General features: G+C 66.7%; 21 protein-coding genes. 7 read left to right on the top strand and 14 right to left on the bottom strand.

The window, feature by feature from the left end; translation table 11 throughout:
• Positions 1–120: 120 nt before the first annotated feature.
• From VARPA_RS08620 to VARPA_RS08650, 7 genes are all read right to left on the bottom strand, one after another.
• Positions 121–759, bottom strand: a complete 639-nt coding sequence (locus VARPA_RS08620) for a DUF3299 domain-containing protein (RefSeq protein ID WP_013540166.1) — start codon at positions 757–759, stop codon at positions 121–123.
• Positions 760–762: 3 nt separating this feature from the next.
• Positions 763–2,025 (bottom strand): ABC transporter permease, encoded by a 1,263-nt coding sequence (locus tag VARPA_RS08625; protein WP_013540167.1) that lies wholly within the window; start codon positions 2,023–2,025, stop codon positions 763–765.
• On the bottom strand, positions 2,022–2,777 hold the full coding sequence (locus VARPA_RS08630) for an ABC transporter ATP-binding protein (RefSeq protein WP_013540168.1): 756 nt from the start codon (positions 2,775–2,777) through the stop codon (positions 2,022–2,024). The genes VARPA_RS08625 and VARPA_RS08630 overlap by 4 nt, the downstream gene beginning before the upstream one ends.
• Positions 2,778–2,781: 4 nt before the next feature.
• The gene (locus VARPA_RS08635; protein ID WP_013540169.1) at positions 2,782–3,360 is read right to left on the bottom strand and encodes a DUF2796 domain-containing protein; all 579 of its coding nucleotides are present in this window, start codon (positions 3,358–3,360) and stop codon (positions 2,782–2,784) included.
• Entirely contained in the window at positions 3,357–4,265 is a 909-nt protein-coding gene (locus tag VARPA_RS08640) for a sulfurtransferase (RefSeq protein WP_013540170.1), read from the bottom strand. Before VARPA_RS08640 ends, VARPA_RS08635 begins: the two co-directional genes overlap by 4 nt.
• A 29-nt stretch (positions 4,266–4,294) precedes the next feature.
• Positions 4,295–5,212 carry a DMT family transporter gene (locus VARPA_RS08645; protein WP_013540171.1) on the bottom strand — a complete coding sequence of 306 codons (918 nt, stop codon included), beginning with the start codon at positions 5,210–5,212 and terminating at the stop codon, positions 4,295–4,297.
• A 147-nt stretch (positions 5,213–5,359) separates the two neighbouring features.
• Positions 5,360–6,499 carry an aromatic ring-hydroxylating oxygenase subunit alpha gene (locus VARPA_RS08650; protein ID WP_013540172.1) on the bottom strand — a complete coding sequence of 380 codons (1,140 nt, stop codon included), beginning with the start codon at positions 6,497–6,499 and terminating at the stop codon, positions 5,360–5,362.
• 180 nt (positions 6,500–6,679) lie between these two features.
• On the opposite strand from VARPA_RS08650, the gene xseB reads away from it, so the two are divergent.
• The 4 genes from xseB to VARPA_RS08670 all read left to right on the top strand — a co-directional run bounded on the left by xseB (position 6,680) and on the right by VARPA_RS08670 (position 10,928).
• A complete protein-coding gene (gene xseB, locus VARPA_RS08655; RefSeq protein WP_013540173.1) occupies positions 6,680–6,946 on the top strand; it encodes an exodeoxyribonuclease VII small subunit in 267 nt (88 codons plus the stop codon).
• A complete protein-coding gene (locus VARPA_RS08660) occupies positions 6,943–7,857 on the top strand; it encodes a polyprenyl synthetase family protein (protein ID WP_013540174.1) in 915 nt (304 codons plus the stop codon). The genes xseB and VARPA_RS08660 overlap by 4 nt, the downstream gene beginning before the upstream one ends.
• Positions 7,858–7,875: 18 nt before the next feature.
• Positions 7,876–9,732: a 1-deoxy-D-xylulose-5-phosphate synthase gene (gene dxs, locus VARPA_RS08665; RefSeq protein WP_013540175.1), complete on the top strand. Its 1,857-nt coding sequence runs from the start codon at positions 7,876–7,878 to the stop codon at positions 9,730–9,732.
• 113 nt (positions 9,733–9,845) lie between these two features.
• Positions 9,846–10,928, top strand: a complete 1,083-nt coding sequence (locus VARPA_RS08670; RefSeq protein ID WP_013540176.1) for a TRAP transporter substrate-binding protein — start codon at positions 9,846–9,848, stop codon at positions 10,926–10,928.
• Between the two features lie 111 nt (positions 10,929–11,039).
• Here the strand turns inward: VARPA_RS08670 and VARPA_RS08675 are convergent, their stop codons facing one another.
• Positions 11,040–12,869 (bottom strand): TRAP transporter large permease, encoded by a 1,830-nt coding sequence (locus tag VARPA_RS08675; RefSeq protein WP_013540177.1) that lies wholly within the window; start codon positions 12,867–12,869, stop codon positions 11,040–11,042.
• A gap of 24 nt (positions 12,870–12,893) precedes the next feature.
• A complete protein-coding gene (locus VARPA_RS08680; protein ID WP_013540178.1) occupies positions 12,894–13,538 on the bottom strand; it encodes a TRAP transporter small permease subunit in 645 nt (214 codons plus the stop codon).
• Positions 13,539–13,702: 164 nt separating this feature from the next.
• On the opposite strand from VARPA_RS08680, the gene VARPA_RS08685 reads away from it, so the two are divergent.
• On the top strand, positions 13,703–15,001 hold the full coding sequence (locus tag VARPA_RS08685) for an SUMF1/EgtB/PvdO family nonheme iron enzyme (protein WP_013540179.1): 1,299 nt from the start codon (positions 13,703–13,705) through the stop codon (positions 14,999–15,001).
• 6 nt (positions 15,002–15,007) lie between these two features.
• Here VARPA_RS08685 and VARPA_RS08690 read toward each other — a convergent pair whose 3' ends face one another.
• The 5 genes from VARPA_RS08690 to VARPA_RS08710 form a co-directional block, all read right to left on the bottom strand.
• The gene (locus tag VARPA_RS08690; RefSeq protein ID WP_013540180.1) at positions 15,008–16,447 is read right to left on the bottom strand and encodes an MFS transporter; all 1,440 of its coding nucleotides are present in this window, start codon (positions 16,445–16,447) and stop codon (positions 15,008–15,010) included.
• A 95-nt stretch (positions 16,448–16,542) separates the two neighbouring features.
• On the bottom strand, positions 16,543–17,676 hold the full coding sequence (locus VARPA_RS08695; protein WP_013540181.1) for a 2-aminoethylphosphonate--pyruvate transaminase: 1,134 nt from the start codon (positions 17,674–17,676) through the stop codon (positions 16,543–16,545).
• A 45-nt stretch (positions 17,677–17,721) separates the two neighbouring features.
• Positions 17,722–19,458 carry a putative 2-aminoethylphosphonate ABC transporter permease subunit gene (locus tag VARPA_RS08700; RefSeq protein WP_013540182.1) on the bottom strand — a complete coding sequence of 579 codons (1,737 nt, stop codon included), beginning with the start codon at positions 19,456–19,458 and terminating at the stop codon, positions 17,722–17,724.
• Positions 19,455–20,594, bottom strand: coding sequence for a putative 2-aminoethylphosphonate ABC transporter ATP-binding protein (locus VARPA_RS08705; RefSeq protein WP_013540183.1), 1,140 nt, complete (start codon positions 20,592–20,594; stop codon positions 19,455–19,457). Before VARPA_RS08705 ends, VARPA_RS08700 begins: the two co-directional genes overlap by 4 nt.
• Positions 20,595–20,775: 181 nt before the next feature.
• Entirely contained in the window at positions 20,776–21,813 is a 1,038-nt protein-coding gene (locus VARPA_RS08710) for a putative 2-aminoethylphosphonate ABC transporter substrate-binding protein (protein WP_013540184.1), read from the bottom strand.
• A 158-nt stretch (positions 21,814–21,971) separates the two neighbouring features.
• Here VARPA_RS08710 and VARPA_RS08715 point away from each other — a divergent pair, with 158 nt between their 5' ends.
• Positions 21,972–22,700, top strand: a complete 729-nt coding sequence (locus tag VARPA_RS08715; RefSeq protein ID WP_013540185.1) for a phosphonate utilization associated transcriptional regulator — start codon at positions 21,972–21,974, stop codon at positions 22,698–22,700.
• Between the two features lies 1 nt (position 22,701).
• Positions 22,702–23,928 carry a phosphonoacetate hydrolase gene (gene phnA, locus VARPA_RS08720; RefSeq protein ID WP_013540186.1) on the top strand — a complete coding sequence of 409 codons (1,227 nt, stop codon included), beginning with the start codon at positions 22,702–22,704 and terminating at the stop codon, positions 23,926–23,928.
• The last annotated feature ends 13 nt before the right edge of the window (positions 23,929–23,941 follow it).

The following is a 23,941-nucleotide window of genomic DNA, read 5'->3' on the forward strand; positions in this document are numbered from 1 at the left end:
TGACGGTCTGCGATGACCGACTGTGCGCCGGTGATGCAACCGTCTGTGTCGTCCGCGCGCTGCTGCCTCTGTGGGGCATCGCCCACAGGGGGCGACTTCAGCGGCGCGCGGGCGTTTGTCTTACTTGGCGCCGCCCGAGTACTTCGTGACGCTGCTCGCGCTCACGTGGTAGCCGCTCACGCCCATCATCGAATCGTTGCGCTGGGTCTGCAGCTTGCCGGTGACCCACACGGTGTCCATGGCGCGGAACTTGGCGCCCTTCTGCGGAATGACGTGCAGGATCTGGTTGGCCGGCGGCGGCGGCGTGTGGATGCAGGCGCCGAAGTAGGGCACGAGCAGGAACTCGGTGACCTCGCCCTTGGCCTCTTCGAGCGGCACGATGAAGCCGGGGATCTTGATCTCGGCGCCGTTCATCGCAGGGTTGGTCGGTGCGTTGTTCGACACCTCCTGCATCTTCATGAGCATCTCGTTGGCGCGCGGGTCGCCGTCGTCCAGCGCGCTCAGGTCCATGCCCTTGAAGTCCTTGGCCGGGTCCCAGTCCTTGGGCACCAGTTCTTCCCAGGTGATTTGGCGCGGCTGGCCCGGCGTGCCCTTGGCAACGGCGGGTGCGGCAGCCTTGCCGCCGAGCGGGTTCGATGCGGTGGTGTCCTTGGGGGCTGGTTCGGCGGCCCATGCCATCGCTGCGAGGCCGGCGCCGGCCAGCAGCAATGAAAGCCGATTGAAAGCCGTGATCGTGGAAATCTTCTTTGCGATGCGCATGGTTCAAATCCTCGGTGAGAGGCCGTCCGCCAGTGAGAGTCGGTAGGCGCGAATGCCAGGGAGCAAGCTTGCCAGCCAGCCTGCGACCAGCAGGCTCGCCATCAGCAGCCACTCGTTGAGTGTAGGTTCCGAGAGGCTCAGTGTCAGCCCGAACTGCGACTGCAGCCACGGCGAGAGCAGGGCGATGCCGAGCACCGCCATCACCACGCCGAAGGCCACGCCGAGCACGGTGACCATCGCGCCTTCGAGCGCGAGCAGCGCCAGCACATGGCGCAGGCCCGCGCCCACGGCGCGCAGCACAGCCAACTCGCGCCGCCGTTCATTCAGGCCCGCCATCACCACGGAGACCAGGCCCGCGAGGCTCACCAGCGCGACCAACGCCGACATCAGCAAGAGCGCGTTCTCGCCGATGCCGATCACGCTCCACAACTCGTCGAGCGCCACGCCGGGGAGGATGGCCATCAGCGGTTCGCCGTTGTAGGTGGAAATCCAGCGCTGCACGCCGAACACCGCGGCGCGGTTCTTCAGGCCCACGAGCGCGGCCGTCACGTTCTTGGGCGTGAGGTCGAACTTGCGCACCTGCTCGGCGGGAATCTTCACGCCCGGCATCGGCGCGCCGCCCACCCATTCGAGGTGGATGGCCTCCATCGCTTCGAGGCCGATGTGCACCGTGCGGTCCACCGGCGTGCCGGTGCGTGCGAGCACGCCGACCACGGTGAAGGGCTTGTCGGCATGCTCGGCCACGTTGAGTTCGCCGCTGCCGTGCGCGAGCGTGATCTTCTGGCCCACGTGGTAGCCGAGCTTGTCGGCCACTTCGGCACCGACCACCGCATCGAAGAGTTCGCTGAAGGGCTTGCCCTCGCGCAGCTTCAGGAGTTGCTTGTCGCCGTAGCGAAAGCGCGCGAAGTACTCGGGCGATGTCGCCAGCACCGCGAAGCCGCGGTGCGAATCGCCCAGCGACAGCGGCACGACCCAGTCGACGCCCTGGTGCGCGGCCAGCGCCTGCACGCTCTTCCAGGAGATGTTGTTGGTGGCCGCGCCGATGCGGAACACCGAGTACAGCAGGAGCTGCGTGGAGCCGGTGCGCGCGCCGACGATGAGGTCGGTGCCCGAAACGGACGAGGCGAAGTTCTCGCGCAGCTCGGTGCGGATGCGCTCGACGCCAAGCAGCAGGAAGGTCGAGAGCGCGATCGAGAACACAGTGAGTGCGAGCGTGAACCGGCGGTTCCAGGCGCTGCGCCACGCGATGGAAAAGAGGGCGTTCATGCGTCCACCGCCATCGCCGTCGAAGCCGCGCGATTGATCTCGGGCAGCAGCACATGCCGCGCGAAGCGCTGCGCAATGCGCTGGTCATGGCTCACGAAGACGAGGGCGCTGTGGTTCTCGACGCAGGCGGTCAACAGCACGTCGAGAAAGGCCTCGCGCCGGTCTTCGTCGAGCGCGGAGGTCGGCTCGTCGGCAATCACCACTTCGGGCTGGCCGATGAGCGCACGCGCCGCGGCCACGCGCTGCTGCTGGCCCACCGAGAGCTGCAGCGCCTGGCGCTTCCAGAGGTTGCGGTCCAGGCCCATCTGGTCGAGCAGGTGCTCTGCTTCTTCGCGTGAACCGTGCGAACTGCCGCGGCGCGCGGCCTGCGCTTCGCGCCGCGCCGAAAAGCGGCAGGGCAGCAGCACGTTGTCGAGCACGCTCAGGTAAGGCAGCAGGTTGAACTGCTGGAAGATGTAGCCGACATGCGCCACGCGGCAGCGGTCGCGCGCGGCGCTGGAGAGCTGTGACCAGTCGTGGCCCAGCAAACTCACGCGGCCTTCGTCGGCCACCAGCACGCCGGCCAGCAGCGACAGCAGCGTGCTCTTGCCGCAGCCGCTCGGGCCGTGCAGAAACACCGATTCGCCGGCGGTGATGCGGAAGGCCTCGATGTCGATGCAGGGCGCCTTCACGCCGGGCCATGTAAAGCGCAGCGATTCGGCCGCGAGCACGACGCGCAGGGGCGTCGAGTCGGCCTGCGAAGCGGTGCTCACAGTGCTACTTGCCCCAGCTCAAGCGAGCGGGCTGGGCCGCTTGCGCACCGGTGGGACGCTTGAGCTGGCGCTTGAACTGGCCTTGCGACGAAGCGATCTGCGAATCGATCTGGCGCAGGCCCTTGAAGACGCTGAACAGGTTCAGGTCGATGAACTTCGCGGCGGCCGCGTTGGTGCAGTTGAAGGAGAAGGTCGCGTCCAGGTCGGCATGGCCCGGAGGCTCGTTCGGGTCGGGGTTGCCGAGGCCGAGCGCGCCGGAGCGCAGGTCGACCGGGCCGAGCTTGCAGTTGGCGGCGGGGTCGATGGTGAAGAGCTTGTCGGCCGCGCGTAATTGGGCGACGGCGGCTTCGACGGTGGCTTTATCGGCATCGGTCTTCGGGGCGCGTTCGAAGCCGACGATGTTGTCCAGCGGCGATTCCATGTCGATCACCACGGTGGGGCCGTCGATGGCCACGTCCAGCTTCATCTGGCCGTGCACATGGGCGTGTTGCTGCTGGGCTTGCGCGGAAACGAACGGGGCTGCAGCGAACAAGGCTGCGGAGATTGCGAGACCGGAGATGCGTCGGAGTCGGATGGGTTTCATGGTTCTGCGCCTTGCCGGGTCGGCAGCCCCGGCGTGTTGCTCCATTCGCTCCAGCTGCCGGCATAGAGCGCGGTCGTCCCGAGCCCGGCGATCTGCATCGCAAGCAGGTTGGGCACCGCGCTCACGCCGCTGCCGCATTGGTGGACGACTGTCGCCGCATCGCGTCCCGCGAGCAGCGCTTCGAACTCGGCACGCAATTGCGATGCTGGCTTGAACTTGCCGTCGGGGCCGAGGTTGTCGGCGAAGGGCCGGTTCAGGGCCCCGGGGATGTGACCGGCAATCGGGTCCAGAGGTTCCACCTCGCCGCGATATCGTGCACCGGCCCGTGCGTCGATCAGCTGCTGGTCAGCTTGGCCGAGCCGACGCAACACGGTGTCGGTAGTCACGAGCTTCGCCAACGGCTCGCCCTGTACGAAATTCGACTGGAAGCGCGCGGGCTCCTCGCGGTCGGTCACTTCGCCGCCCACGGCCTGCCAGGCCTGCAGGCCGCCGTCGAGCACGGCCACCGCGTCGTGGCCCATCCACTTGAGCATCCACCACAGGCGCCCGCAGTAGTTGGCGCCGTTGCGGTCGTACACCACGGCCTGCATGTCGTTGGAGAATCCGACGCTGGAAAGCCACGCCGCGAACTTCTCGCGGCTGGGCAGCGGATGGCGGCCGCCCGAGGCGGGCACGCCGTCTTCCTGCGCGACGACCACGTCGCCGTGCGCGCCGGGCAGGCCGTGCCTGGCGCTCAGGTCGGTGTCGAGGTTGGCGTATTGCGCGCCCGGAATGTGGGCCGCGGCGTAGAGCTGCGGGCCGGCTTCGGGCTTCATGAGGTCGAAGCTGCAGTCGAACACCATGAGCGGTGCATCGCTGGCTTGCAGTTGCTGGAGTTGTTCGACGCTGACGAGGGTGGTGTACATGGTCGTGATCTCCTTCGGAGAGGTTGTCTTCAGTGTTCTTCGGCCGGCGCCTTGGGCACCGCCCGCTGGCGCAGCACGGTGGCCGCGATGCCGCTCGCGATGATGAGCGCCATGCCGCCCCAGCCGGCGGCATCGATGCGGTCATCGAACACCACCACGCTGTAGAACGCCGCAAAGATGATGCCCGAGTACTGCAGGTTGGCCACCACGAGGGTGCCGGCTTCTGTCTTGGCCGTGGCGTAGGCACGGGTCATGCAGAGCTGCCCGAGGGCGGCGAGCAGGCCGATGGGCAGCAGCCACAGCGCATGCTGCCACGTCCACGAACTGCCGCCCGAAAACCCGGTGGCCGCCGTGGCGAAGGCACCGGCGACGGCCGAGCCGACCGCGAAATAGAAAACCGTGCGCAGCTCTGGCTCGCCGATGCGAGAGAGCGCCACGACCTGCATGTAGGCGAAGGCGGCCGTGAGGCCCGACAGCAGCCCCAGCATGCCCGCGAAGCCTTCGTTGCCGCTCACCGTGGGCTTGAGCATCAGCACCACGCCGATGAAGCCTGCGAGCACCGTCATGGCGAGCGCGCCCTGCAGCGGCGGGCGCGCCACGCGGCCGTCGCGTCCGGGCACCGGCACCCATGCGAGCAGCGCGCCGCCAATCAGGAAGGCAGCGACCCACACGCTGCTCATGTAGTTGAGCGTGACGGCGGTGGCGAGCGGCATGTGCGCGATGGCGTAGAACCATGCTCCCAGCGAGATCACGCCGATGGTGCTGCGCCACGCGTGCATGCCGGGGTATTTGGTGGCGAGCGAGACGCGCATCTTGCGAGCCAGGAGCCAGAGGAAAACGATGCCGATGAGGCCGCGGCCCAGCACCATCTCGCCGCTGTTGAACCACTGCGAGGCGACCTTCACGACCACGCTCATCGTCGCGAACAAAAAGGCGCCGAGCACCATCCAGAGCGCTTGCACTATTGACTCTCCCCCAGGCTTCGCACACTTCGTGTCGCTTCTCCAACCCCCTCACCGGGGGCAACACCAGCGGCCCGGCAAAGCCGGTTCCGCGGTGTTCCCAGAACACCCGTCGATGCGGCAGTCATCGACTCAGGTGCTCTGCATCGCGGCCTTGTACCACTCGTGGAACTGCTGCATGCCGTCTTCCATCGGGCTCTGGTACGGGCCGGTCTCGTTGTCGCCGCGCAGCATCAGCGCGCGGCGGCCGGCGTCCATGCGCTCGGCGATCTCGTCGTCTTCCACGCAGGTCTCCATGTAGGCGGCCTGCTGGGCCTCGACGAACTCGCGCTCGAAGGCGACGATTTCCTCGGGGTAGAAGAACTCCACCATGTTGAGCGTCTTGGTCGGGCTCACCGGGTGCAGCGTCGAGACGGTGAGCACATGCGGATACCACTCGACCATCACGTGCGGGTAGTAGGTGAGCCAGATCGCGCCGTACTTCGGCGGCTTGCCGTCGCGGTACTTGAGCAACTGCTCCTGCCACTTCTGGTAGACCGGGCTGCCCGCTCGGCCGAGGCGGTTGGCCACTCCGACCGTCTGCACCGAATAGTTCTGGTTGAACTCCCAGCGCAGGTCGTCGCAGGTGACGAAGCTCCCGAGGCCGGGGTGGAACGGGCCGACGTGGTAGTCCTCCAGATAGACCTCGATGAAGGTCTTCCAGTTGTAGTTGCACTCGTGCAGCTCGACGCGGTCGAGCGCGTAGCCCGAGAAGTCGAGGTCGGCCTGCGGGCCCAGGCCGCGCATGTCGGCGGCCACGTCGCGGCCGGTGCCGTCCGAATTCTTCTCGAACAGGAGGCCGTTCCACTCGGTGAGCGGGTAGTTGTGCAGGTTCAGGCACGGGTCCTGATCGAAATGCGGGGCGCCGATCAGCGTGCCGGTGGTGCGCGCATCGCTCGCGGCGTAGGTCCAGCGGTGCAGCGGGCAGACGATGTTGCCGCCGGCCTGGTTGTCCAGCTGGCCGCGGCCCTGCAGGATCAGCGCCTGGCGGTGGCGGCACACGTTGGAGATCAGCTCCACGCCCTTGGGCGTGTGGACCAGCGCGCGGCCTTGGTGCTCCTGCGGCAGGGTGTGGAAATTGCCCATTTCGGGCACGGCGAGGCGATGGCCGACATAGCGGGGCCCTCGCGCAAAAAGGTTCTGCATTTCGCGGGCGTACAGGGCCTCGTCGAAATACGCGGAAACTGGAAGTTGGCTCGCGGCCTGCTGCAGTTGAAGACTTAAATCAGACATGGAGGACCTGACCAAGCTCCCCACAGGGAGAAAAAGAGGAAATAACGGAAGGCGCCGTCTGAGAGTGCGACGGCCCGAAGAATGTGTCGGTTTTGCCAACAAGAAGAATTCGCATTGTACCCGGGGGCCCCCATTTGTCCCCCCGTCCTAAAATGCCCCGTTTCACCCACGTTCCGTTGCATGCCCAAGGTGCCTTCCCCTTCCTCTTCCAGCCCGGCGGCCACGCCCGATACGGGGCCGTTGCCCGTCAGTTACGAAGCCGGGCTTCAGGAACTGGAACAACTGGTTGCAGAACTCGAATCGGGCCAGTTGCCCCTCGATCAGCTCCTGGGCAGCTACCAGCGCGGCGCCGCATTGCTCGCCTTCTGCCGCGACAAGCTGCAGGCGGTCGAAGACCAGATCAAGGTGCTCGACGCGGGCAGCCTCAAGGTCTGGACGGCCGAATGAGCGCGGCCACCATGACCGACTGGACCCCCGCCCGGCTCGCCGGCTGGAGCGAACCGCACCTGATGCGTGTCGAAGCGGCGCTGTCGCGCTGGGTCGGCGTCGAGGCGCCGGTACTGCTGGGCGATGCGATGCGCTACGCGGTGCTCGACGGCGGCAAGCGCCTGCGGCCGCTCCTGGTGCTCGCGGCCAGCGAGGCGGTCGGCGGCAATGAAGCCGCTGCGCTGCGCGCGGCCTGCGCCGCCGAACTGATCCACGCCTATTCGCTGGTGCACGACGACCTGCCCTGCATGGACAACGACGTGCTGCGCCGTGGCAAGCCCACGGTGCATGTGAAGTTCGGCGAAGCCGATGCGCTGCTCGCGGGCGACGCGCTGCAGGCCCTGGCCTTCGAGCTGCTGGCGCCCGAGGGCGACGAGATTCCCGCGGCCACGCAGGCCACGCTGTGCCGCCTGCTCGCGCGCGCCGCCGGCAGCCAGGGCATGGCGGGCGGCCAGGCGATCGACCTGGCCAGCGTCGGCATTGCACTCAACGAAACCCAGCTGCGCGAAATGCACCGGCTGAAGACCGGCGCGCTGCTGCAGGGCAGCGTCGAGATGGGCGCTGCGTGCGGCAATGTGAGCGCCGCTGCGCTGGCGGCGCTGCGCGACTACGGCGCGGCAATCGGCCTCGCATTCCAGGTGGTGGACGACATCCTCGACGTCACCGCCGATTCGCAAACCCTGGGCAAGACGGCCGGCAAGGACGCCGCCGCCGACAAGCCCACCTATGTGTCGCTGCTCGGCCTCGACGGTGCACGCACGCAGGCCCGCCAACTGCTGGCCGATGCGCTCGCCGCCCTGACCAAGAGCGGCCTGGCCGACACCGCCGCGCTGCGTGCATTGGCCCACATGGTGGTCGACCGCGACCGCTGAAAAAAGAACAAATCCCACATGGCTCCGTTGCTTCCCACTCTCCACGACCCCTCGCCGATCCGCCAGTACGACCGCGCACAGCTGCGGCAGCTGTCCGACGAGGTGCGCGCCTGCGTGCTCGACAACGTCTCGCGCACCGGCGGCCACCTGAGTTCCAACCTCGGCACGGTCGAGCTCACCGTCGCGCTGCACCACGTGTTCAACACGCCGCACGATCGGCTCGTGTGGGACGTTGGCCACCAGACCTATCCGCACAAGATCCTCACCGGCCGCCGCGAGCGCATGCCCACGCTCAGGCAGATCGGCGGCATCTCGGGCTTTCCGCAGAGGAGCGAAAGCGAGTACGACACCTTCGGCACCGCGCACTCGTCCACCAGCATCTCGGCCGCGCTCGGCATGGCAATGGCGGCCAAGCAGAAGGGCGAAGACCGCTACACCGTGGCGATCATTGGCGACGGCGCATTGACGGCCGGCATGGCCTTCGAAGCGCTCAACAACGCGGGCGTGTGCGACTGCAAGCTCCTGGTGATCCTGAACGACAACGACATGTCGATCAGCCCGCCGGTGGGCGCACTCAACCGCTACCTCGCGCAGCTGATGAGCGGCAATTTCTACGCCGCCGCCAAGAACGTCGGCAAGAGCGTTCTGCGCGCCGCGCCGCCGCTGTTCGAACTCGCCAAGCGCTTCGAGCAGCATGCCAAGGGCATGGTGGTGCCGGCCACGCTGTTCGAGCAGTTCGGCTTCAACTATGTCGGCCCGATCGACGGGCACGACCTCGATTCGCTGGTGCCCACGCTGGAGAACCTCAAGCATCTGAGCGGCCCGCAGTTCCTGCACGTGGTCACGAAGAAGGGGCAGGGCTACAAGCTGGCCGAGGCCGATCCGGTGGCCTACCACGGGCCGGGCAAGTTCGATCCGCAAGTCGGCCTCGTCAAGTCGACCACGGTAGCCAAGCAGACCTTCACGCAGGTGTTCGGCCAGTGGCTGTGCGATACCGCCGCGCACGACGGCCGGCTCGTGGGCATCACGCCCGCGATGCGCGAAGGCTCGGGGCTCGTCGAGTTCGAGCAGCGCTTTCCCGATCGTTACTACGACGTCGGCATCGCCGAACAGCACGCGGTCACCTTCGCGGCCGGTCTGGCATGCGAGGGCCTGAAGCCGGTGGTCGCGATCTACTCGACCTTCCTGCAGCGCGCGTACGACCAGCTGATCCACGACGTGGCGATCCAGAACCTGCCGGTGGTGTTCGCGCTCGACCGCGCCGGCCTCGTCGGCGCCGATGGCGCGACGCACGCGGGCGCCTACGACATTCCGTTCCTGCGCTGCATTCCCAACATGAGCATCGCCTGCCCCGCGGACGAACGCGAGTTGCGCCAGTTGCTCACGAGCGCCTACGAGCAGAACCACCCGGTGGCGGTGCGCTATCCGCGCGGCGCGGGTGCCGGCGTTGCGCCGCACCTCACGCTGGACGCACTGCCGCTCGGCAAGGGCGAGGTGCGCCGCGAAGGCAAGCGCATCGCGATCCTCGCGTTCGGCTCGCTGCTGTACCCGGCGCTCACCGCGGCCGAATCGCTCGATGCCACGGTGGTCAACATGCGCTGGGCCAAGCCGCTCGACGTCGAACTGCTGCTGCAGGTGGCGGGCACGCACGATGCCATCGTCACGCTCGAAGAGGGCGCCACGATGGGCGGCGCGGGCAGTGCGGTGCTCGAGGCATTGCAGGCTGCGAATGTGCAGAAGCCGGTGCTGCAACTGGGCCTGCCCGACCGCTTCATCGAACATGGCGATCCGGCCAAGCTGCTTGCATCGATCGGACTCGATGCTACGGGCATTGCGGCATCGATCACGCAACGCTTCGGCGCCGTCGCAGGGTAAACCCCCGCCGGACGCCTGTAAGGCGGTTTTTACAATCAAGAAGACTTATACAAAAGTCCCCAACGCGGTCACAAGCCGCGTTTCGTTTTTCCCAAGAACTCGGAGTGCATTCAATGGATCGTCGTTCCCTCATCAAAAACGCGGGCATCGCCGGCGTTTTGGCCGCCGGCATTGCGCCGGCCGTTCACGCGCAATCTGCGATTCGCTGGCGTCTCGCGTCCAGCTTTCCCCGTTCGCTCGACACCATTTTCGGCAGTGCCGAAATGCTCTCGAAAACAGTCAAGGCACTGTCGGGCGGCAAGTTCGAAATCTCGGTCCATCCGGCCGGTGAGCTGATGCCCGCATTCGGCGTCGTCGATGCGCTGCAGGGCGACACGCTCGAAATGGCGCAAACCGCCGCCTACTACTTCACCGGCAAGGACCCGATCTTCGCGTTCAGCTGCGCCGTGCCCTTCGGCCTCACCGCACGCCAGACCGATTCGTGGAAAGAGTACGGCAACGGCCGCAAGCTGCTGGATGCCTTCTTCGCGCAGTACAACTTCCGCACCGCCAGCGCCGGCAACACCGGCACGCAGATGGGCGGCTGGTACCGCAAGGAAATCAAGACGGTCGCAGACCTGAAGGGCCTGAAGATGCGCATGGGCGGCGGCGTGTTCGGCGAGGCCATGGCCAAGCTGGGCGTGGTGTCGCAGAACATGCCCGCCGGCGACGTGTACCAAGCGCTCGAGAAGGGCACGCTGGACGCCGCCGAGTTCGTCGGCCCGTACGACGACGAGAAGCTGGGCTTCAACAAGGTCGCCCCGTACTACTACTACCCCGGCTGGTGGGAAGGCGGCGCCGACCTGGAGTTCTTCATCAACAACAAGGCCTACGCCAAGCTGTCGGACGAGAACAAGGCCATCCTCGATGCGGCCACCAAGGTTGCCGCGCGCGACATGATCGCCAAGTACGACGCCTTCAACCCGCTCGCGATCAAGCGCCTCGTGGCCGCCAAGACGCAGCTCAAGCCGTTCCCGAAGGCCGTGATGGACGCGGGCTTCAAGGCCTCGATGGAAGTGTTCGCCGAGCACGAAGCCAAGTCGGCCGACTTCAAGAAGATTCACCAGGACATGCGCGCCTTCCAGCGCGACCAGATCCTGTGGAACCGCTTCTCGGAGTACCCGTTCAACCAGTACATGAACTCGGTCAAGATCTGATGCGATGCACCGCCGCCGGCTTGCCGGCGGCGTGCAGCAAAAAGGCCGGTCCGCTTGCGCGGGCCGGCCTTTTTTCATGGGCCGCCTCCTGGGGAAGGAGGCGGTGTTTACTCAGGGCTTCGGGTTCTGCGCCTTGAGCGCGTCTTCCATCGCCTTCATCGGATCGCTCTCGGTGCTTTCCACCGAGGGCTCCGGCGCCCCAGGTGCGGCTGCACCCGGCGCGCCCGGCTCGGCGCCCGGTGCGGCTTCCTCGGGGCCGCCGTAGGGATCGGTCGGCGTTGCGCCCTCGTCGGACTTCAGGCTGTCACGCATCTGCGCGCCGATGTCGTCGAGGTTGACCTTCACTTCCTTGTCGAGGCTGCCCGTCACGATCTGCGGGAACGCGATCAGCACGCCCACCATGGTGAGCTGAATCAGCACGAACGGGACCGCGCCCTTGTAGATCTGCATCGTCGTGACCGGCTCCATGACCTTCTGCGTCACGCGGTCCACGTACTGCTTCTCGGGTGCGACCGAGCGCAGGAAGAAGAGCGCGAACCCGAAGGGCGGGTGCATGAACGAGGTCTGCATGTTCACCGCCAGCAGCACGCCGAACCAGATGAGGTCGATGCCCATCTTGTGCGCCACCGGTGCCAGGAGCGGCACCACGATGAACGACAGCTCGAAGTAATCGAGGAAGAACGCCAGGAAGAACACCAGCACGTTCACCGCGATCAAAAAGCCCACCGGTCCGCCGGGCAGCGACGTCAGCAGGTGCTCAACCCAGATCGGGCCGTCCGCCGCCTGGAACACCAGGCTGAACACCGTGGCGCCGATCAGGATGAACATCACGAAGCTGGAGAGCCGCGTGGTCGAGCCCAGCGCCTGCTTGAGCAGCGAGAAGCTCATGCGACGGCGGACCCAGGCCATGATGAGCGCGCCCATGGCACCCATTGCGCCGCCTTCGGTCGGCGTGGCCACGCCCAGGAAGATGGTGCCGAGCACCAGGAAGATCAGCAGCAGCGGCGGAATCAGCACGAAGGTGACCCGCTCGGCCAGGCGCGACAAGAGGTTGAGCTTCAGGCCCTTGTTGATCAGCGCGATCACCAGCGCCACGAACACGCCGCCGCACATGGCGACGACGACCTTTTCGTCGGTCGCCACGGAGGTCACTTCACGGCCCTGGAACCAGGTGTGCACCAATTCCATGTTGCGCGCCAGCACCACGGCCACCACTGCTGACAGGGCGGTGATGCCCACCAGCGAGGCGTAGCCGCCGCTGCCGTTGGGTTCGCGGAAGGTGCGTGCCTCGGGCGGCAGCGCGGGCACGTGCGTGGGCTTGAAGATCGCGAGGAACACCACGTACAGCACGTACAGGCCCATCAGCATGAAGCCGGGCAGGAAGGCGCCCTTGTACATGTCGCCGACGCTCTTGCCGAGCTGGTCGGCCATGATGATCAGCACCAGCGAGGGCGGGATGATCTGCGCGAGCGTGCCCGAGGCGGCGATGACGCCGCTGGACAGGCGCCGGTCGTAGCCGTAGCGCAGCATGATCGGCAGCGAGATCAGGCCCATCGAGATGACCGAGGCAGCCACCACGCCGGTGGTCGCCGCCAGCAGCGCGCCGACGAAGATCACCGCCAGCGCGAGGCCGCCGCGCATCGGACCGAAGACCTGGCCGACCGTGTCGAGCAAGTCCTCGGCCATGCCGCTTCGCTCGAGTATGAGTCCCATGAGCGTGAAGAAGGGCACGGCCAGCAGCGTGTCGTTGGCCATGATGCCGATCAGCCGCTGCGGCAGCCACGCCATCACCGACGACTGGAACACGCCGAGCTCGACGCCCACGAAACCGAAGAAGAGGCCGCAGGCCCCGAGGCTGAAGGCCACCGGGAAACCCAGCAGCAGGAAACAGATGAGCCCCGCGAACATGATCGGGGCGAAGTTGGCAACGATGAATTCCATGGTGTTTGTCTGGCGCCTGGTCGTTCAGTGTTGCGGCTTGGGGGCTGCGCCCGTGCCTGCTGTTGCTGCGGCAGCCTTGGCGGCGTCCGCCTCGGCCTGCAGGCGCAGCGCCTCGATGAGTTCGGCCTCGGCCGTCTTGTCGGTCAGCCGGCCCATCGGGTCGGGACCTTGTCCGCGCAGGAAGGCAATGCGCTTGATCAGCTCCGACCAGCCCTGCAAGAGCAGCAGCGTGAAGCCCACCGGCAGGGCCGCCCACACCGGCCAGCGAATGAGGCCACCCGAGTTGCCCGACATCTCGCCCGACTGGTACATCTGGATCACCACGGGCATCGACAGGTAGAGCACCGTGATGCACAGCGGCGTGAGGAAGCAGGCGAAGCCGATGACGTCGATCCACACCTGTTTCTTCTTGGACAAGCGGCTGTTGACCACGTCGATGCGCACATGCTCCCGATGCAGCAGCGTGTAGCCGGCGGCGATCAGGAACGACCACGCAAAGAGGTACCACTGCACTTCGAGGAAGGCGTTGGAACTGGTGTTGAAGACCTTGCGGACGATCGCGTTGAGTGCGCTGATCACCGTGGCGGCCAGGATGAGCCAGATGGCGTATTTGCCCACCTGGGCATTGAGCCAGTCGATGGCCCGGGACAGCTTGAGCAAGCCTTGCATTACATCTCCATTTTTGTATTGGGAGCCTCCAGATACGACGGCACCCGACGCGCTGGCCTTGTGTGCCAGCGGGTCGGGTGGGTGAGGCGGTGCGGATTCTATCGGTGTAGCCGGAAAGTTCCTTGAGGGCGTACCCAGGGTCGTCGGCTGTTCATAATGTCACCATGGCCCAGACACCGCGACACACACCGTCTGCCGCCGGGGCGGCATCGTGGTCGATCGACGCTCCCGAGATTCGCAGCGCTGGCCGCGACCTGCTCTCGCTGGCCCTGATCGACGCGCGCAACCACACGCTCCACCTGCTCTCCCTGTACGAAGAGGCGCTGGGCTCCGAAGCCCTCGCCGTGCCGCCCGTGCCCGAAGAAGAGGGCGTGGTGCCTCCGGTGTGGCTGGCCGGGCACATCGGCTGGTTCGCCGAGTGGTGGATCGGCCGCAACACGCAGCGCGCCTTCGGCATCGACTGCCCGGTGCGTCCCACGCGCCTCGCGGCCATCGAACCGAGTGCCGACGACTGGTGGAATCCGGCGCACAGTTCGCCCGGCCGCCGCTGGTCGGCCGACCTGCCTTACCTCGGCCAGACCAAGGCCTACCTGCTCGAGACGCTGGAGAGCACGCTCGAGCTGCTCGAGCACGCGGCCGAGACCGACGCGGGCCTCTACTTCTACCGCCTCGCGCTGTTCCACGAAGACCTGCGCGGCGAGCAGTTCGTGGTGATGGCGCAAACGCTCGGGCTGCCGCTTGGCATCGAGCAGGCGCCCATCGCCGTCACGCGCGAGCCGCTCCTGGTGCCCGCCACGCGCTGGGAACTGGGCCTGCCCGAGAGCGGCTTCGCCTTTGCGCAGGAGCGCGCCGTGCACCGCATCGACGTGCCCGAGTTCGAGATCGATGCACAGCCCGTCACCTGGAACCAGTACATCGAATTCGTCGACGACGGCGGCTACGACCGCGACGAGCTGTGGCATCCCGAAGGCTGGCGCTGGCTGGCCGCGCAGGTCGAGGGGCGGCGCGGGCCGCGCCATGTCGAGCAGATCGGCGTGGCGCGCAACGGAACCGGAGGCTCGGTGCTGCAGCACCGCTTCGGCGTCACCGTGCGCGCGGCGGGGCACCACAGCGCGGTGCACCTGAGCTGGTGGGAGGCCGACGCCTGGGCGCGCTGGGCGGGGCGCCGCATCGCGACCGAGGTCGAGTGGGAAATCGCGGCGCACACGGCCGCGCGGCGAGGCTTCCGCTGGGCCGATGTGCACGAGTGGACGGCGGGCACGCTGCAGCCATGGCCCGGGTTCCGGGCCGACCCCTGGAGCGCGGGCGGCGAGTTCGATCCGGTGGCTGCCTTCGGCCGGGCGCGCGTGCTGCGCGGTGCATCGTTCGCCACGCGTGCGCGGCTTCGTTCGCCGCGCCGCCGGAGCTTTGCGCTGCCGGAACGAGACGACGGCTTCTTCGGCTTCAGGACCTGCGCGCTGTAGCGCCGCTCAGCGTTCGCCGCCTGCTTCCGACGACAGCGGCGGCGCCACTTCCTCCAGCGGCTTGCGCTCCGCATCTGCCGCATAGCGCAGCGCGAGCAGTCCCGCGACGATGACCAGCGCCGCGCCGATCAGGTAGCCCGCCATCACCGCGCCGCGGCTGCCGGTCTCGATCAGTTCGCCGAACAGTACCGGTGCCACGAAGCCGCCCGCGCCCATGCCGATGGCATAGAAGATCGCGATGGCCATGGCGCGCATCTCGAGCGGGAACACTTCGCTGACCGTCAGGTAGGCCGAACTCGCCGCGGCAGAGGCGAGGAAGAACACCGCCGACCAGCACAGCGCCTGGCTGCGCGCATCGAGCCAGCCGTTCATGAAGGCCCAGCCGGTGAGCGCGAGGCCGACACCGGCGAACACATAGGTGAGCGCAATCATCCGGCGCCGGCCCACGCTGTCGAACAACGGCCCCAGCAGCAGCGGCCCGAGCACGTTGCCGAGCGCAAATGGAAAGATGTAGAGCGCCACGCGGCCCTCGGGCACGCCGTAGAAACGGGTGAGCACCAGCGCGTAGGTGAAGAAGATCGCGTTGTAGAAGAAGGCCTGCGAGATCATCAGCGCCGCAGCCACCACGCTGCGCGCCGTGTAGCGCCGCAGCAGCACGCGCGCCACTTCGCGCATCGAGGGGCTGTTCGCCCGCGCGGCCGTGTAGTTCACGTGGCCTCGCGGCGCCGGCAGCGGTCCGTGCTGCGCCTGGACTTCGTGCTCGATGCCCGCCACGATGCGTTCGGCCTCGTCGACACGCCCGTGCGCGATGAGCCAGCGCGGGCTTTCGGGCACATGGCGCCGCACCAGCAGGATCGCCACCGCCAGCACCGCGCCCAAGGCGAAGCCCGCGCGCCAGCCCCACACCGGGCCGATCACGCGCGCGTCGAGCAGCACGAGGCTGAGCGCCGCGCCCAGTGCCGCGCCGATCCAGAAGCTGCCGTTGATCGCGAGGTTGACGCGCCCGCGCACCCGCGCCGGAATGAGTTCGTCGATGGCCGAATTGATGGCCGCGTACTCGCCGCCGATGCCCAGGCCCGTGACGAAGCGGCACAGCGCGAAGAACGCGAAGTCGGGTGAGAAGGCCGTGGCCAGCGTGCCCACCGTGTAGACCGCCAGCGTGATGAGGAACAGCTTCTTGCGCCCGAGCCGGTCGGTGAGCCGTCCGAAGACGAGCGCGCCGACGACGGCACCCGCAATGTAGATGGACCCCGACCAGCCGATCTCACCCGCCGTGAGGCCCAGCGTGTCGGGCCGCTCGAGCACCGCGCCGATGGAGCCCACCAGCGTGACCTCCAGGCCGTCCAGGATCCATGCCACGCCCAGCGCGATGACCACGCGCCAGTGCCAGCGCGACCAGGGCAGGCGGTCCAGCCGGGCGGGAATGTCGCTGCTGAGCGCCGTCATGCGGGCGATTATGCGAAGCGCGGCGTCCCCTCCGGTGTAGGACCCGTACTGCAATATGCCGGCCTGCCGGCCTCGCGCGGCCGGACGCCGTGCGATCAGGCCGGGACGGGCGCCGCCGATACCTGCCGGATGCCCATGGCCTTGAGCGTGTCCGCAATCGCCGCGACCGCACCCGGAATGCCGGCCTCGCCGAAGTGCCCCATGCAGCCCACGCGGAAGGTTTCCACCTGCGTCAGCTTGCCCGGGTAGAGGATGTAGCCGCGCTTCTTGACCTCTTGATAGAAGGTCTTGAAGTCGTAGTTGCCATCGTCGGGCGCGTGGAAGGTGATGATGATCGGCGCCTGGATCGCAGGGTCGAGAAAGCTCCTGAAGCCCAGCGCGGCCAGCCCGTCGATGAGGCCCTTGCAGTTGCGCGCATAGCGGGCGCCGCGCGCGGCGAGGCCGCCTTCCTCGATGTACTGCGCAATGGCGGTGTCGAGCGCCGCCACCACGTGCGTGGGCGGCGTGAAGCGCCACTGCGTGGTCTTCTCCATGTACACCCACTGGTCGTACAGGTCCATGCTCAGCGAGTGGCAGTTGCCTTCGCACTTCTCGAGCGTGCTGCGCTTGATGACGACGAAGCCCATGCCCGGCACGCCTTCGAGGCACTTGCCCGAGGCGGCGACGACCGCATCGAAGGGCGTCTTGCGTGCATCGATCTCCAGCGCACCGAAGGAACTCATCGCATCGATGATCAGACCCCGGCCGTGCTTGGCAACCACCAGCGCGATCTCGTGCAGCGGATTGAGCACGCCGGCGCCCGTTTCGCAATGGACCACGGCCACGTGGGTGATGCTGGGGTCGGCTGCGAGCGCGCGATCGACGTCGGCCGGCGAGACCTGCTTTTCCTCGGTGTAGTCGATGGTGGTCAGCTTGCGGCCGAGCACCTTGCAGATCTTCGCCAGGCGCTGGCAGTACGCGCCGTTGCTCGGCACCAGCACATGCCCGTTGCGCGGCACGATGGTGCCGATGGCCGCTTCCACCGAGAAGGTGCCGCTGCCCTGCAGCGGCACGCATTCGTGCGTGCCGCTGCCGTGCACGATGTTCAGCACTTCCTTGCGGATGCGCGCGGTGATCTGGTTGAAGTCGGCGTCCCATGATCCCCAGTCGCGCAGCATCGCGTTGCGTGTGCGGTCCGAGGTGGTCAGGGGGCCGGGCGTGAGCAGGATGGGGTAGGGCGTTTGACTCATGGTGTCTCCAGGCGGGGAAAGGAATGAGAGAGATGCGTTGTGTGTTCAGCCGCGGGCGAGGTTGCGCCAGGCCTGCGTGCGCGCGAGCAGCACGCGGGTCAGCAGCGAGTAGGCGATGCACACGAGCGTGGAAGTGACCACGATCAGGCTCGCGAGCGCCGATGCCGGGCCGATGTCGCCGGCGTCGTCCAGATGCATGATCGCGACCGAGGCGAGGATGGTCTCGGGCGTGTAGAGAAAGATGGCGCACGAGAGGCTGGCCATCGACACCACGAAGAAGTAGCGCCCGATATCGAGGATGGCCGGCAGGCACACCGGCACCGTCACCCGCAGGAAGGTCTTGAAGAACGGCACCTTGAGCGAGGCCGAGACGGCCTCGAACTCGTTGTCGATCTGCTTGAGCGCCGTCACCGCCGTGAGGTGGCTCGAGGTGTAGTAGTGCACCACCATCGAGATGATGAGGATCGCCATCGTCTGGTACAGAAAGTTCAGCGGGTTGGCCGGATGGTTGAAGAACATCACGTAGCCGAGACCCAGCACCAGGCCTGGCACCGCCATCGACAGCACCGCCATCAGGTGCATGCCCTTGCGCATGAGGCCGAGGTTGCGCGTCTTCTCGATGAGGTAGGCGCCCACGAAGACGATGAGCGAACCGGCCACCGCGGTGACCATGGCCACCAGCAGGCTGTTGCCATAGGCCGCGGCCATGTCGCTCTCGACCAGCACGAAGTGGTAGTGCTTGAGCGTGAACGACAGGTCGTAGGGCCAGAGCGAAATCAGCGAGGTGTAGATCGCCATGCCGATGGTGGCCAGCAAGAGGCCGCACACGACAGTGCAGAAGAGCGTGAGCAGCGTGTCGGCCACCTTGCGGCGCTTGGGGCTGTAGGGCACCGAGCGCGCGGTGAGCTGCGCCTTGAGCTTGCGCCGCACCACGTAGTCGATCACGAACGAGACGATCGAGGGCAGCAGCAGCAGCATGCCCACCACCGCGCCGATGGAGAAGTTGTGCTGCCCGACCACCTGCTTGAACACATCGACCGACAGCACGTTGAAATTGCCGCCGATCACCTTGGGCGCGCCGAAGTCGCTCACCACGTAGGTGAAGACCACGGTCGCCGCGCTGATGAGGCCGTACTTGCAGGAGGGCAGGGTGATCGTCATGAACTGGCGGAACGGCCGCGTGCGCAGCGCGGCCGCTGCTTCGTACAACCGGCCGTCGGCCAGCGACAGTGCGGTGACCAGGATCATCAGCGCATGCGGAAAGGTGTTGTAGACCTCGGCCAGGATGATCCCCGGCGCGCCGTAGATCGACATGCCGCCCAAGAGGAACTTGAGCGCGCCTTGGTTGCCGAACCACTGCACGAACGAGATGGCCGACAGCAGCGAGGGCGCGAGCAGCGGGATCAGCGCGATGAGGCGGAACACCGCCTTCAGCGGCGCCGGCATTCGGCTGCGTGTGAGCGCGTAGGCGAAGACGAAGGCGATGGGCACCGAGATCATCACCACCGCCGCCGACACCCAGACCGAGTTCCAGGCCGCGCGCAGCAGGCTCGGCGTCTGGAAGTAGGTGATGAAGTGCGCAAGGCCGACGAAGCGGCCGTCCTTGTCCTGCACCGCGTGCGCGAGGATGGTGACCAGCGGTGCGATGAGAAACACGAACAGCATCGCCATCACCACGAACAGGATGGCGCGCGCGATGGTTTCGTCTCGGCTCCAGCGCATCGTGGGCCGCGCGGCGAACGACGAAGCCTTCACGGCGGAAGGGTGGGCCAGCGTGTTCATGGCTTGGGCGTGCGTGCGGCCGAGAAAGCGCGGATGCGGTTGGCGCGCAGCGCGATGTCGATGGTGTTGCCTTCGCGGATGTCCAGGTCGTGCAGCTGGTTGAGCGAGAAGTGCAGGCCCAGCACCTGTCCGTGCAGCGCATCGGCCGTCACCTCGGCGATGCAGAGGCCGCCGAGGAATTCGACCTTGGTGACCCTGGCCTGCAGCCGGTTGGGCGTGTCGTCACCCAGGTGCTCGACCGCGCGGTCTTCGGGTCGCAGGTAGAGGTTGACGGCTTCGCCGGGATCGAAAGCGCCATCGCAGGCATCGCATTCGAGTTCCATGTCGCCCACCTGGAAGCGGTGGTTGCCCAGCGCCACCGAGCGCAGCACGTTGACCTTGCCCACGAAGTCCGCCACGAAGGGTGTGGCAGGTTGTTCGTAGACCTCCATGGGGGTGCCGACCTGCTCGATCACGCCGTGGTTCATGACCACGATGCGGTCGGCCATCGACAGCGCTTCTTCCTGGTCGTGCGTGACCATGATGGTGGTGATGCCGACCTGCTTTTGCAGCCGGCGGATCTCACCGCGCAGGCGAATGCGCTCCAGCGCGTCGAGCGCCGAGAGCGGCTCGTCGAGCAGCAGGAGGCCGGGGCGCGTGGCGAGCGCGCGGGCCAATGCAACGCGCTGCTGCTGGCCGCCGGAGAGTTGGCTCGGGTACTTGTTGCCCGAGGTCGGCAGGCCGACGAGCTTGAGCAACTCCTCGACACGCGCCTTGATCTCGCCGCGTTTGGCGCGGCTGTTGACGAGGCCATAGCCGATGTTCTCGGCAATCGAGAGGTTGGGAAAAAGCGCGTACGACTGGAACACGATGCCGTAGTCGCGCTTGTCCGGCGAGAGCCACGAGACGTCCTTGCCGTTCTGTAGGATCTGGCCGGCGGTCTGCGTCTCCAGGCCCGCGATGATGCGCAAGAGCGTGGTCTTGCCGCAGCCCGAGGGGCCGAGAAAACACAGCATCTCGCCGGGGTTCACGCGCAGGTGCACATCGCGCAATGCGCTGAAGGTCTCGAAGTCCTTGCGGACGCCAATGATCTCCAGCGCCGCGGGGGCGGCTGTGGACACGGGGCTGGTGATGAATCGGGTGTCGGTCATGTCCATTTTTCGCACTCGTCGTTGGGGCGCCGCAGGGCTCGGCGTCGCGGATTTGAAAAAGGCCGTGGACGTATCGGGTTGCTTCGTGGGACACCGCGGAACCGGCTTCGCCGGGCCGCAGGTGTCGCCCCCGGTAGGGGGTTGGAGAAGCGACACGAAGTGCGCGCAGCCTGGGGGCGAGCAAGCCTTATTTCGGTTCGGCCTTGCCTTCGTAGCGCTTGCTCCACTCGGCCAGGATGCGTTCGCGGTTCTTTGCGGCCCAGTTGATGTCGTTCTTGGCGAGCAGCTTTTCGTAGTTGTCGGGAATGCCTTCGAGCTTCGACACGACACCCGGATAGGCAACGACGGCCCACCAGCGCGCGCTGATCTGGTTGGCTTCCTTGCTGGCCATCCAGTCGGCGAAGCGCTTGCCTTGCTCCAGCTTCGTGCTGGTCTTCATGAGGCTGGTGGCCTCGATGTCCCAGCCGAGGCCCTCCTTCGGAAAGATCAGGTCGACCGGCGCGCCCGACTTCTTCACCTGGTGCGCGCGGAACTCGAAGGAGATGCCGATCGGGAACTCGCCCGCGCCCGCCTGCTTGCAAGGCTTGGAGCCCGAATGCACGTACTGCGCGATGTTCTGGTGCAGCGCATCCATGTACTTCCAGCCCTCCGCGTCACCCATGTTCTGCAGCCAGGAAGACACGTCGAGGTAGCCGGTGCCGCTGGAGGCCGGATGCGGCATCGAGATCGTGCCCTTGTAGACGGGCTTGGCCAGGTCCTTCCAGCTCTCGGGCTTGGGCAGGCCCAGCTTCTGCGCCTCGATGCGGTTGAAGCAGATGGTCGCGGCCCACACGTCCATGCCGACCCAGGCAGGTGGACGGGCGCTGTCGGAGTACGCGGGGTTCAGCTCTTTGAAGCCCTTGGGTTCGTACGGAAGGAGCATGCCTTCCTGCTGCAGCAGCGCGAGGCTGCTGGCGGCCAGGCCCGCCACCACGTCGGCCTGCGGGTTGGCTTTTTCGGCCAGCAGCTTGGCGGTGACGATGCCGGTGGAGTCGCGCACCCACTTCACTTCGATGTCGGGGTTGGCTTTCTCGAAGGCGTCCTTGTAGAGCTTCATGGCGTCGGTCTCGAGCGCCGTATAGACCAGGAGCGGGGTCTTCTGCGCCCACGCCGTGCCGGCCATGAGGCCGAGCGCCGCAACACACAGGGCGGCCGTGAGACGGCGCGTGCTTTGTTTCATCGTCATCTGTTTCTCCTGAGAGGGCTTGCTGTCACTGAGAGGGTGAGGGGCTGGCTTGACGCAAGAGGGCGAGCGCCGTCCGGTCAACGCAATGTAGATTGACGATTGATGACTGTCAATAAAAGATTGTTGACAGTTTTCAATTCTTCGGGAAAATACGCCCCATGGTCACCAGCAATCACTCCGCCGCCCTCGCGTTTCTCCAATCCAGCTCGCTGCCGATGCTGATGCAGGAAGAAATCGAGCGTTTGATCATGACCGGCGAGCTCCCCGTGGGCAGCCGCATCAACGAAAGCGAGCTCTCGCAGCGCTTCAACACCAGCCGCGGCCCGATTCGCGAGGCGCTGCGCGCGCTCGAGGAAGCCGGCCTCGTGCGCAACGAAAAGAACCGCGGCGTCTTCGTGCGCGAAATCGCTTTCGAAGAAGCCGACGAAATCTACGAACTGCGCGAGGCGCTCGAAGAAATCATCGGCCGCCGCGTAGCGCTGGCCATCGCGCCCGACGCGATCGAGCGGCTGCGCGCCATGGTCGATGCCATGCGTTCCGCGGCCCAGGCGCAGGACGTGGAGCAATACGCGCAACTCAACCTGCAGTTCCACGAGATCCTGCTTGACACCGCGGGCAGCAAGAAGCTCACCGAGACCTACAAGCGCCTCGTGAAGGAGCTGCACCTTTTCAGAATGCGCGCGCTCGACAGCGGCGGGGGCCTCCGGGTCTCGGCCGACGAACACAGTCACATCGTCGAGGCCATTGCCAGCGGCAACCCCGAGACGGCGGGGCGCGCGCTGCGCGAACACGTCGCGGGCAGCCGCTCGCGCATGCACAAGGCCTTCGGCCGCGCCGATTCCGGCACGACCGCGGCATCGAACAACCCACCCCAGAAGGAAGTCTGAAATGACACCGGAGACACTCGAAGTCAATGCCCGAAGCTATCGCTGGATGGCACGCCCCGTCGTGGTCGTGTGCGTGGACGGCAGCGAGCCGGCCTACCTCGATGCGGCCATCGCGGCCGGCGTCGCGCCGTACTTCGATCGCATGATCAAGTCCGGCGCCAACCTGCTGGGCGATTGCGTCGTGCCCTCGTTCACCAACCCCAACAACCTGTCGATCGTGACCGGCGTGCCGCCCGCGGTGCATGGCATCTGCGGCAACTACTTCTTCGACCGCGAGCTCGGCCAGGAAGTGATGATGAACGACCCCAAGTACCTGCGTGCCGGCACCGTGCTGGCCGCGTTCGCCGATGCAGGCGCCAAGGTCGCCGTGGTCACGGCCAAGGACAAGCTGCGCAAGCTCTTGGGCCACAAGATGAAGGGCATCTGCTTCTCGTCGGAGAAGTCGGACCAGGTGACGATGGAAGAAAACGGCATCGACGACGTGCTCGGCATGGTCGGCATGCCGGTGCCCTCGGTCTACAGCGCGGAGCTGTCGGAGTTCGTGTTCGCGGCGGGCGTGAAGCTGATGGAATCGCGCCGCCCGGACCTGATGTACCTCTCGACCACCGACTACGTGCAGCACAAGGCCGCGCCGGGCAGCCCCGCGGCCAATGCCTTCTACGCGATGATGGACGGCTACCTCGCGCAGCTCGATGCGCTGGGCGCCACCATCGTCGTCACTGCCGACCACGGCATGAACGACAAGCACGGCGCCGACGGCTCGCCCAACGTCATCTACCTGCAGGACGTGCTCGATGAGTGGTACGGCGCCGGCGTGGCCCGCGTGATCCTGCCGATCACCGACCCGTATGTGGTGCACCACGGCGCCCTCGGTTCGTTCGCGACCGTGTACGCACCCGACGAGGCGCGCGTGGCGGGCTGGATCGACCGCATCCAGCGCGTGCCGGGCATGGAACTCGTGCTCTCCCGCAAGGACGCCGCGCAGCGCTTCGAGCTGCCGCCCGACCGCATCGGCGACATCGTGGTGGTGAGCGAGCGCAACACCGTCATCGGCACCGCGGCGAGCCGCCACGACCTGTCGGCGCTCGAAGTGCCGCTGCGCTCGCACGGCGGCGTGTCGGAACAGCGCGTGCCGCTCATCTGCAATCGCCCCGTGACGGGCATCGCTGCCAGCCGGCGTCTGCGCAACTTCGATGCGCTCGACATTGCGCTGAACCACGCCCAGTAACCCGAACAGACAC

This window comes from Variovorax paradoxus EPS (genome assembly GCF_000184745.1).
GTDB lineage: Bacteria > Pseudomonadota > Gammaproteobacteria > Burkholderiales > Burkholderiaceae_C > Variovorax > Variovorax paradoxus_C.

What these genes read in the sequence shown, in the direction of transcription:
- VARPA_RS08675 (WP_013540177.1), bottom strand. Translation starts at nt 12,869, where the DNA reads ATGGAATTCATCGTTGCCAACTTCGCCCCGATCATGTTCGCGGGGCTC.
- VARPA_RS08710 (WP_013540184.1), bottom strand. Translation starts at nt 21,813, where the DNA reads ATGACGATGAAACAAAGCACGCGCCGTCTCACGGCCGCCCTGTGTGTT.
- VARPA_RS08695 (WP_013540181.1), bottom strand. Translation starts at nt 17,676, where the DNA reads ATGAGTCAAACGCCCTACCCCATCCTGCTCACGCCCGGCCCCCTGACC.
- phnA (WP_013540186.1), top strand. Translation starts at nt 22,702, where the DNA reads ATGACACCGGAGACACTCGAAGTCAATGCCCGAAGCTATCGCTGGATG.
- VARPA_RS08680 (WP_013540178.1), bottom strand. Translation starts at nt 13,538, where the DNA reads ATGCAAGGCTTGCTCAAGCTGTCCCGGGCCATCGACTGGCTCAATGCC.
- VARPA_RS08685 (WP_013540179.1), top strand. Translation starts at nt 13,703, where the DNA reads ATGGCCCAGACACCGCGACACACACCGTCTGCCGCCGGGGCGGCATCG.
- VARPA_RS08645 (WP_013540171.1), bottom strand. Translation starts at nt 5,212, where the DNA reads ATGGTGCTCGGCGCCTTTTTGTTCGCGACGATGAGCGTGGTCGTGAAG.
- VARPA_RS08705 (WP_013540183.1), bottom strand. Translation starts at nt 20,594, where the DNA reads ATGGACATGACCGACACCCGATTCATCACCAGCCCCGTGTCCACAGCC.
- VARPA_RS08625 (WP_013540167.1), bottom strand. Translation starts at nt 2,025, where the DNA reads ATGAACGCCCTCTTTTCCATCGCGTGGCGCAGCGCCTGGAACCGCCGG.
- VARPA_RS08690 (WP_013540180.1), bottom strand. Translation starts at nt 16,447, where the DNA reads ATGACGGCGCTCAGCAGCGACATTCCCGCCCGGCTGGACCGCCTGCCC.
- VARPA_RS08650 (WP_013540172.1), bottom strand. Translation starts at nt 6,499, where the DNA reads ATGTCTGATTTAAGTCTTCAACTGCAGCAGGCCGCGAGCCAACTTCCA.
- VARPA_RS08660 (WP_013540174.1), top strand. Translation starts at nt 6,943, where the DNA reads ATGAGCGCGGCCACCATGACCGACTGGACCCCCGCCCGGCTCGCCGGC.
- VARPA_RS08715 (WP_013540185.1), top strand. Translation starts at nt 21,972, where the DNA reads ATGGTCACCAGCAATCACTCCGCCGCCCTCGCGTTTCTCCAATCCAGC.
- VARPA_RS08620 (WP_013540166.1), bottom strand. Translation starts at nt 759, where the DNA reads ATGCGCATCGCAAAGAAGATTTCCACGATCACGGCTTTCAATCGGCTT.
- dxs (WP_013540175.1), top strand. Translation starts at nt 7,876, where the DNA reads ATGGCTCCGTTGCTTCCCACTCTCCACGACCCCTCGCCGATCCGCCAG.
- xseB (WP_013540173.1), top strand. Translation starts at nt 6,680, where the DNA reads ATGCCCAAGGTGCCTTCCCCTTCCTCTTCCAGCCCGGCGGCCACGCCC.
- VARPA_RS08640 (WP_013540170.1), bottom strand. Translation starts at nt 4,265, where the DNA reads ATGTACACCACCCTCGTCAGCGTCGAACAACTCCAGCAACTGCAAGCC.
- VARPA_RS08670 (WP_013540176.1), top strand. Translation starts at nt 9,846, where the DNA reads ATGGATCGTCGTTCCCTCATCAAAAACGCGGGCATCGCCGGCGTTTTG.
- VARPA_RS08700 (WP_013540182.1), bottom strand. Translation starts at nt 19,458, where the DNA reads ATGAACACGCTGGCCCACCCTTCCGCCGTGAAGGCTTCGTCGTTCGCC.
- VARPA_RS08635 (WP_013540169.1), bottom strand. Translation starts at nt 3,360, where the DNA reads ATGAAACCCATCCGACTCCGACGCATCTCCGGTCTCGCAATCTCCGCA.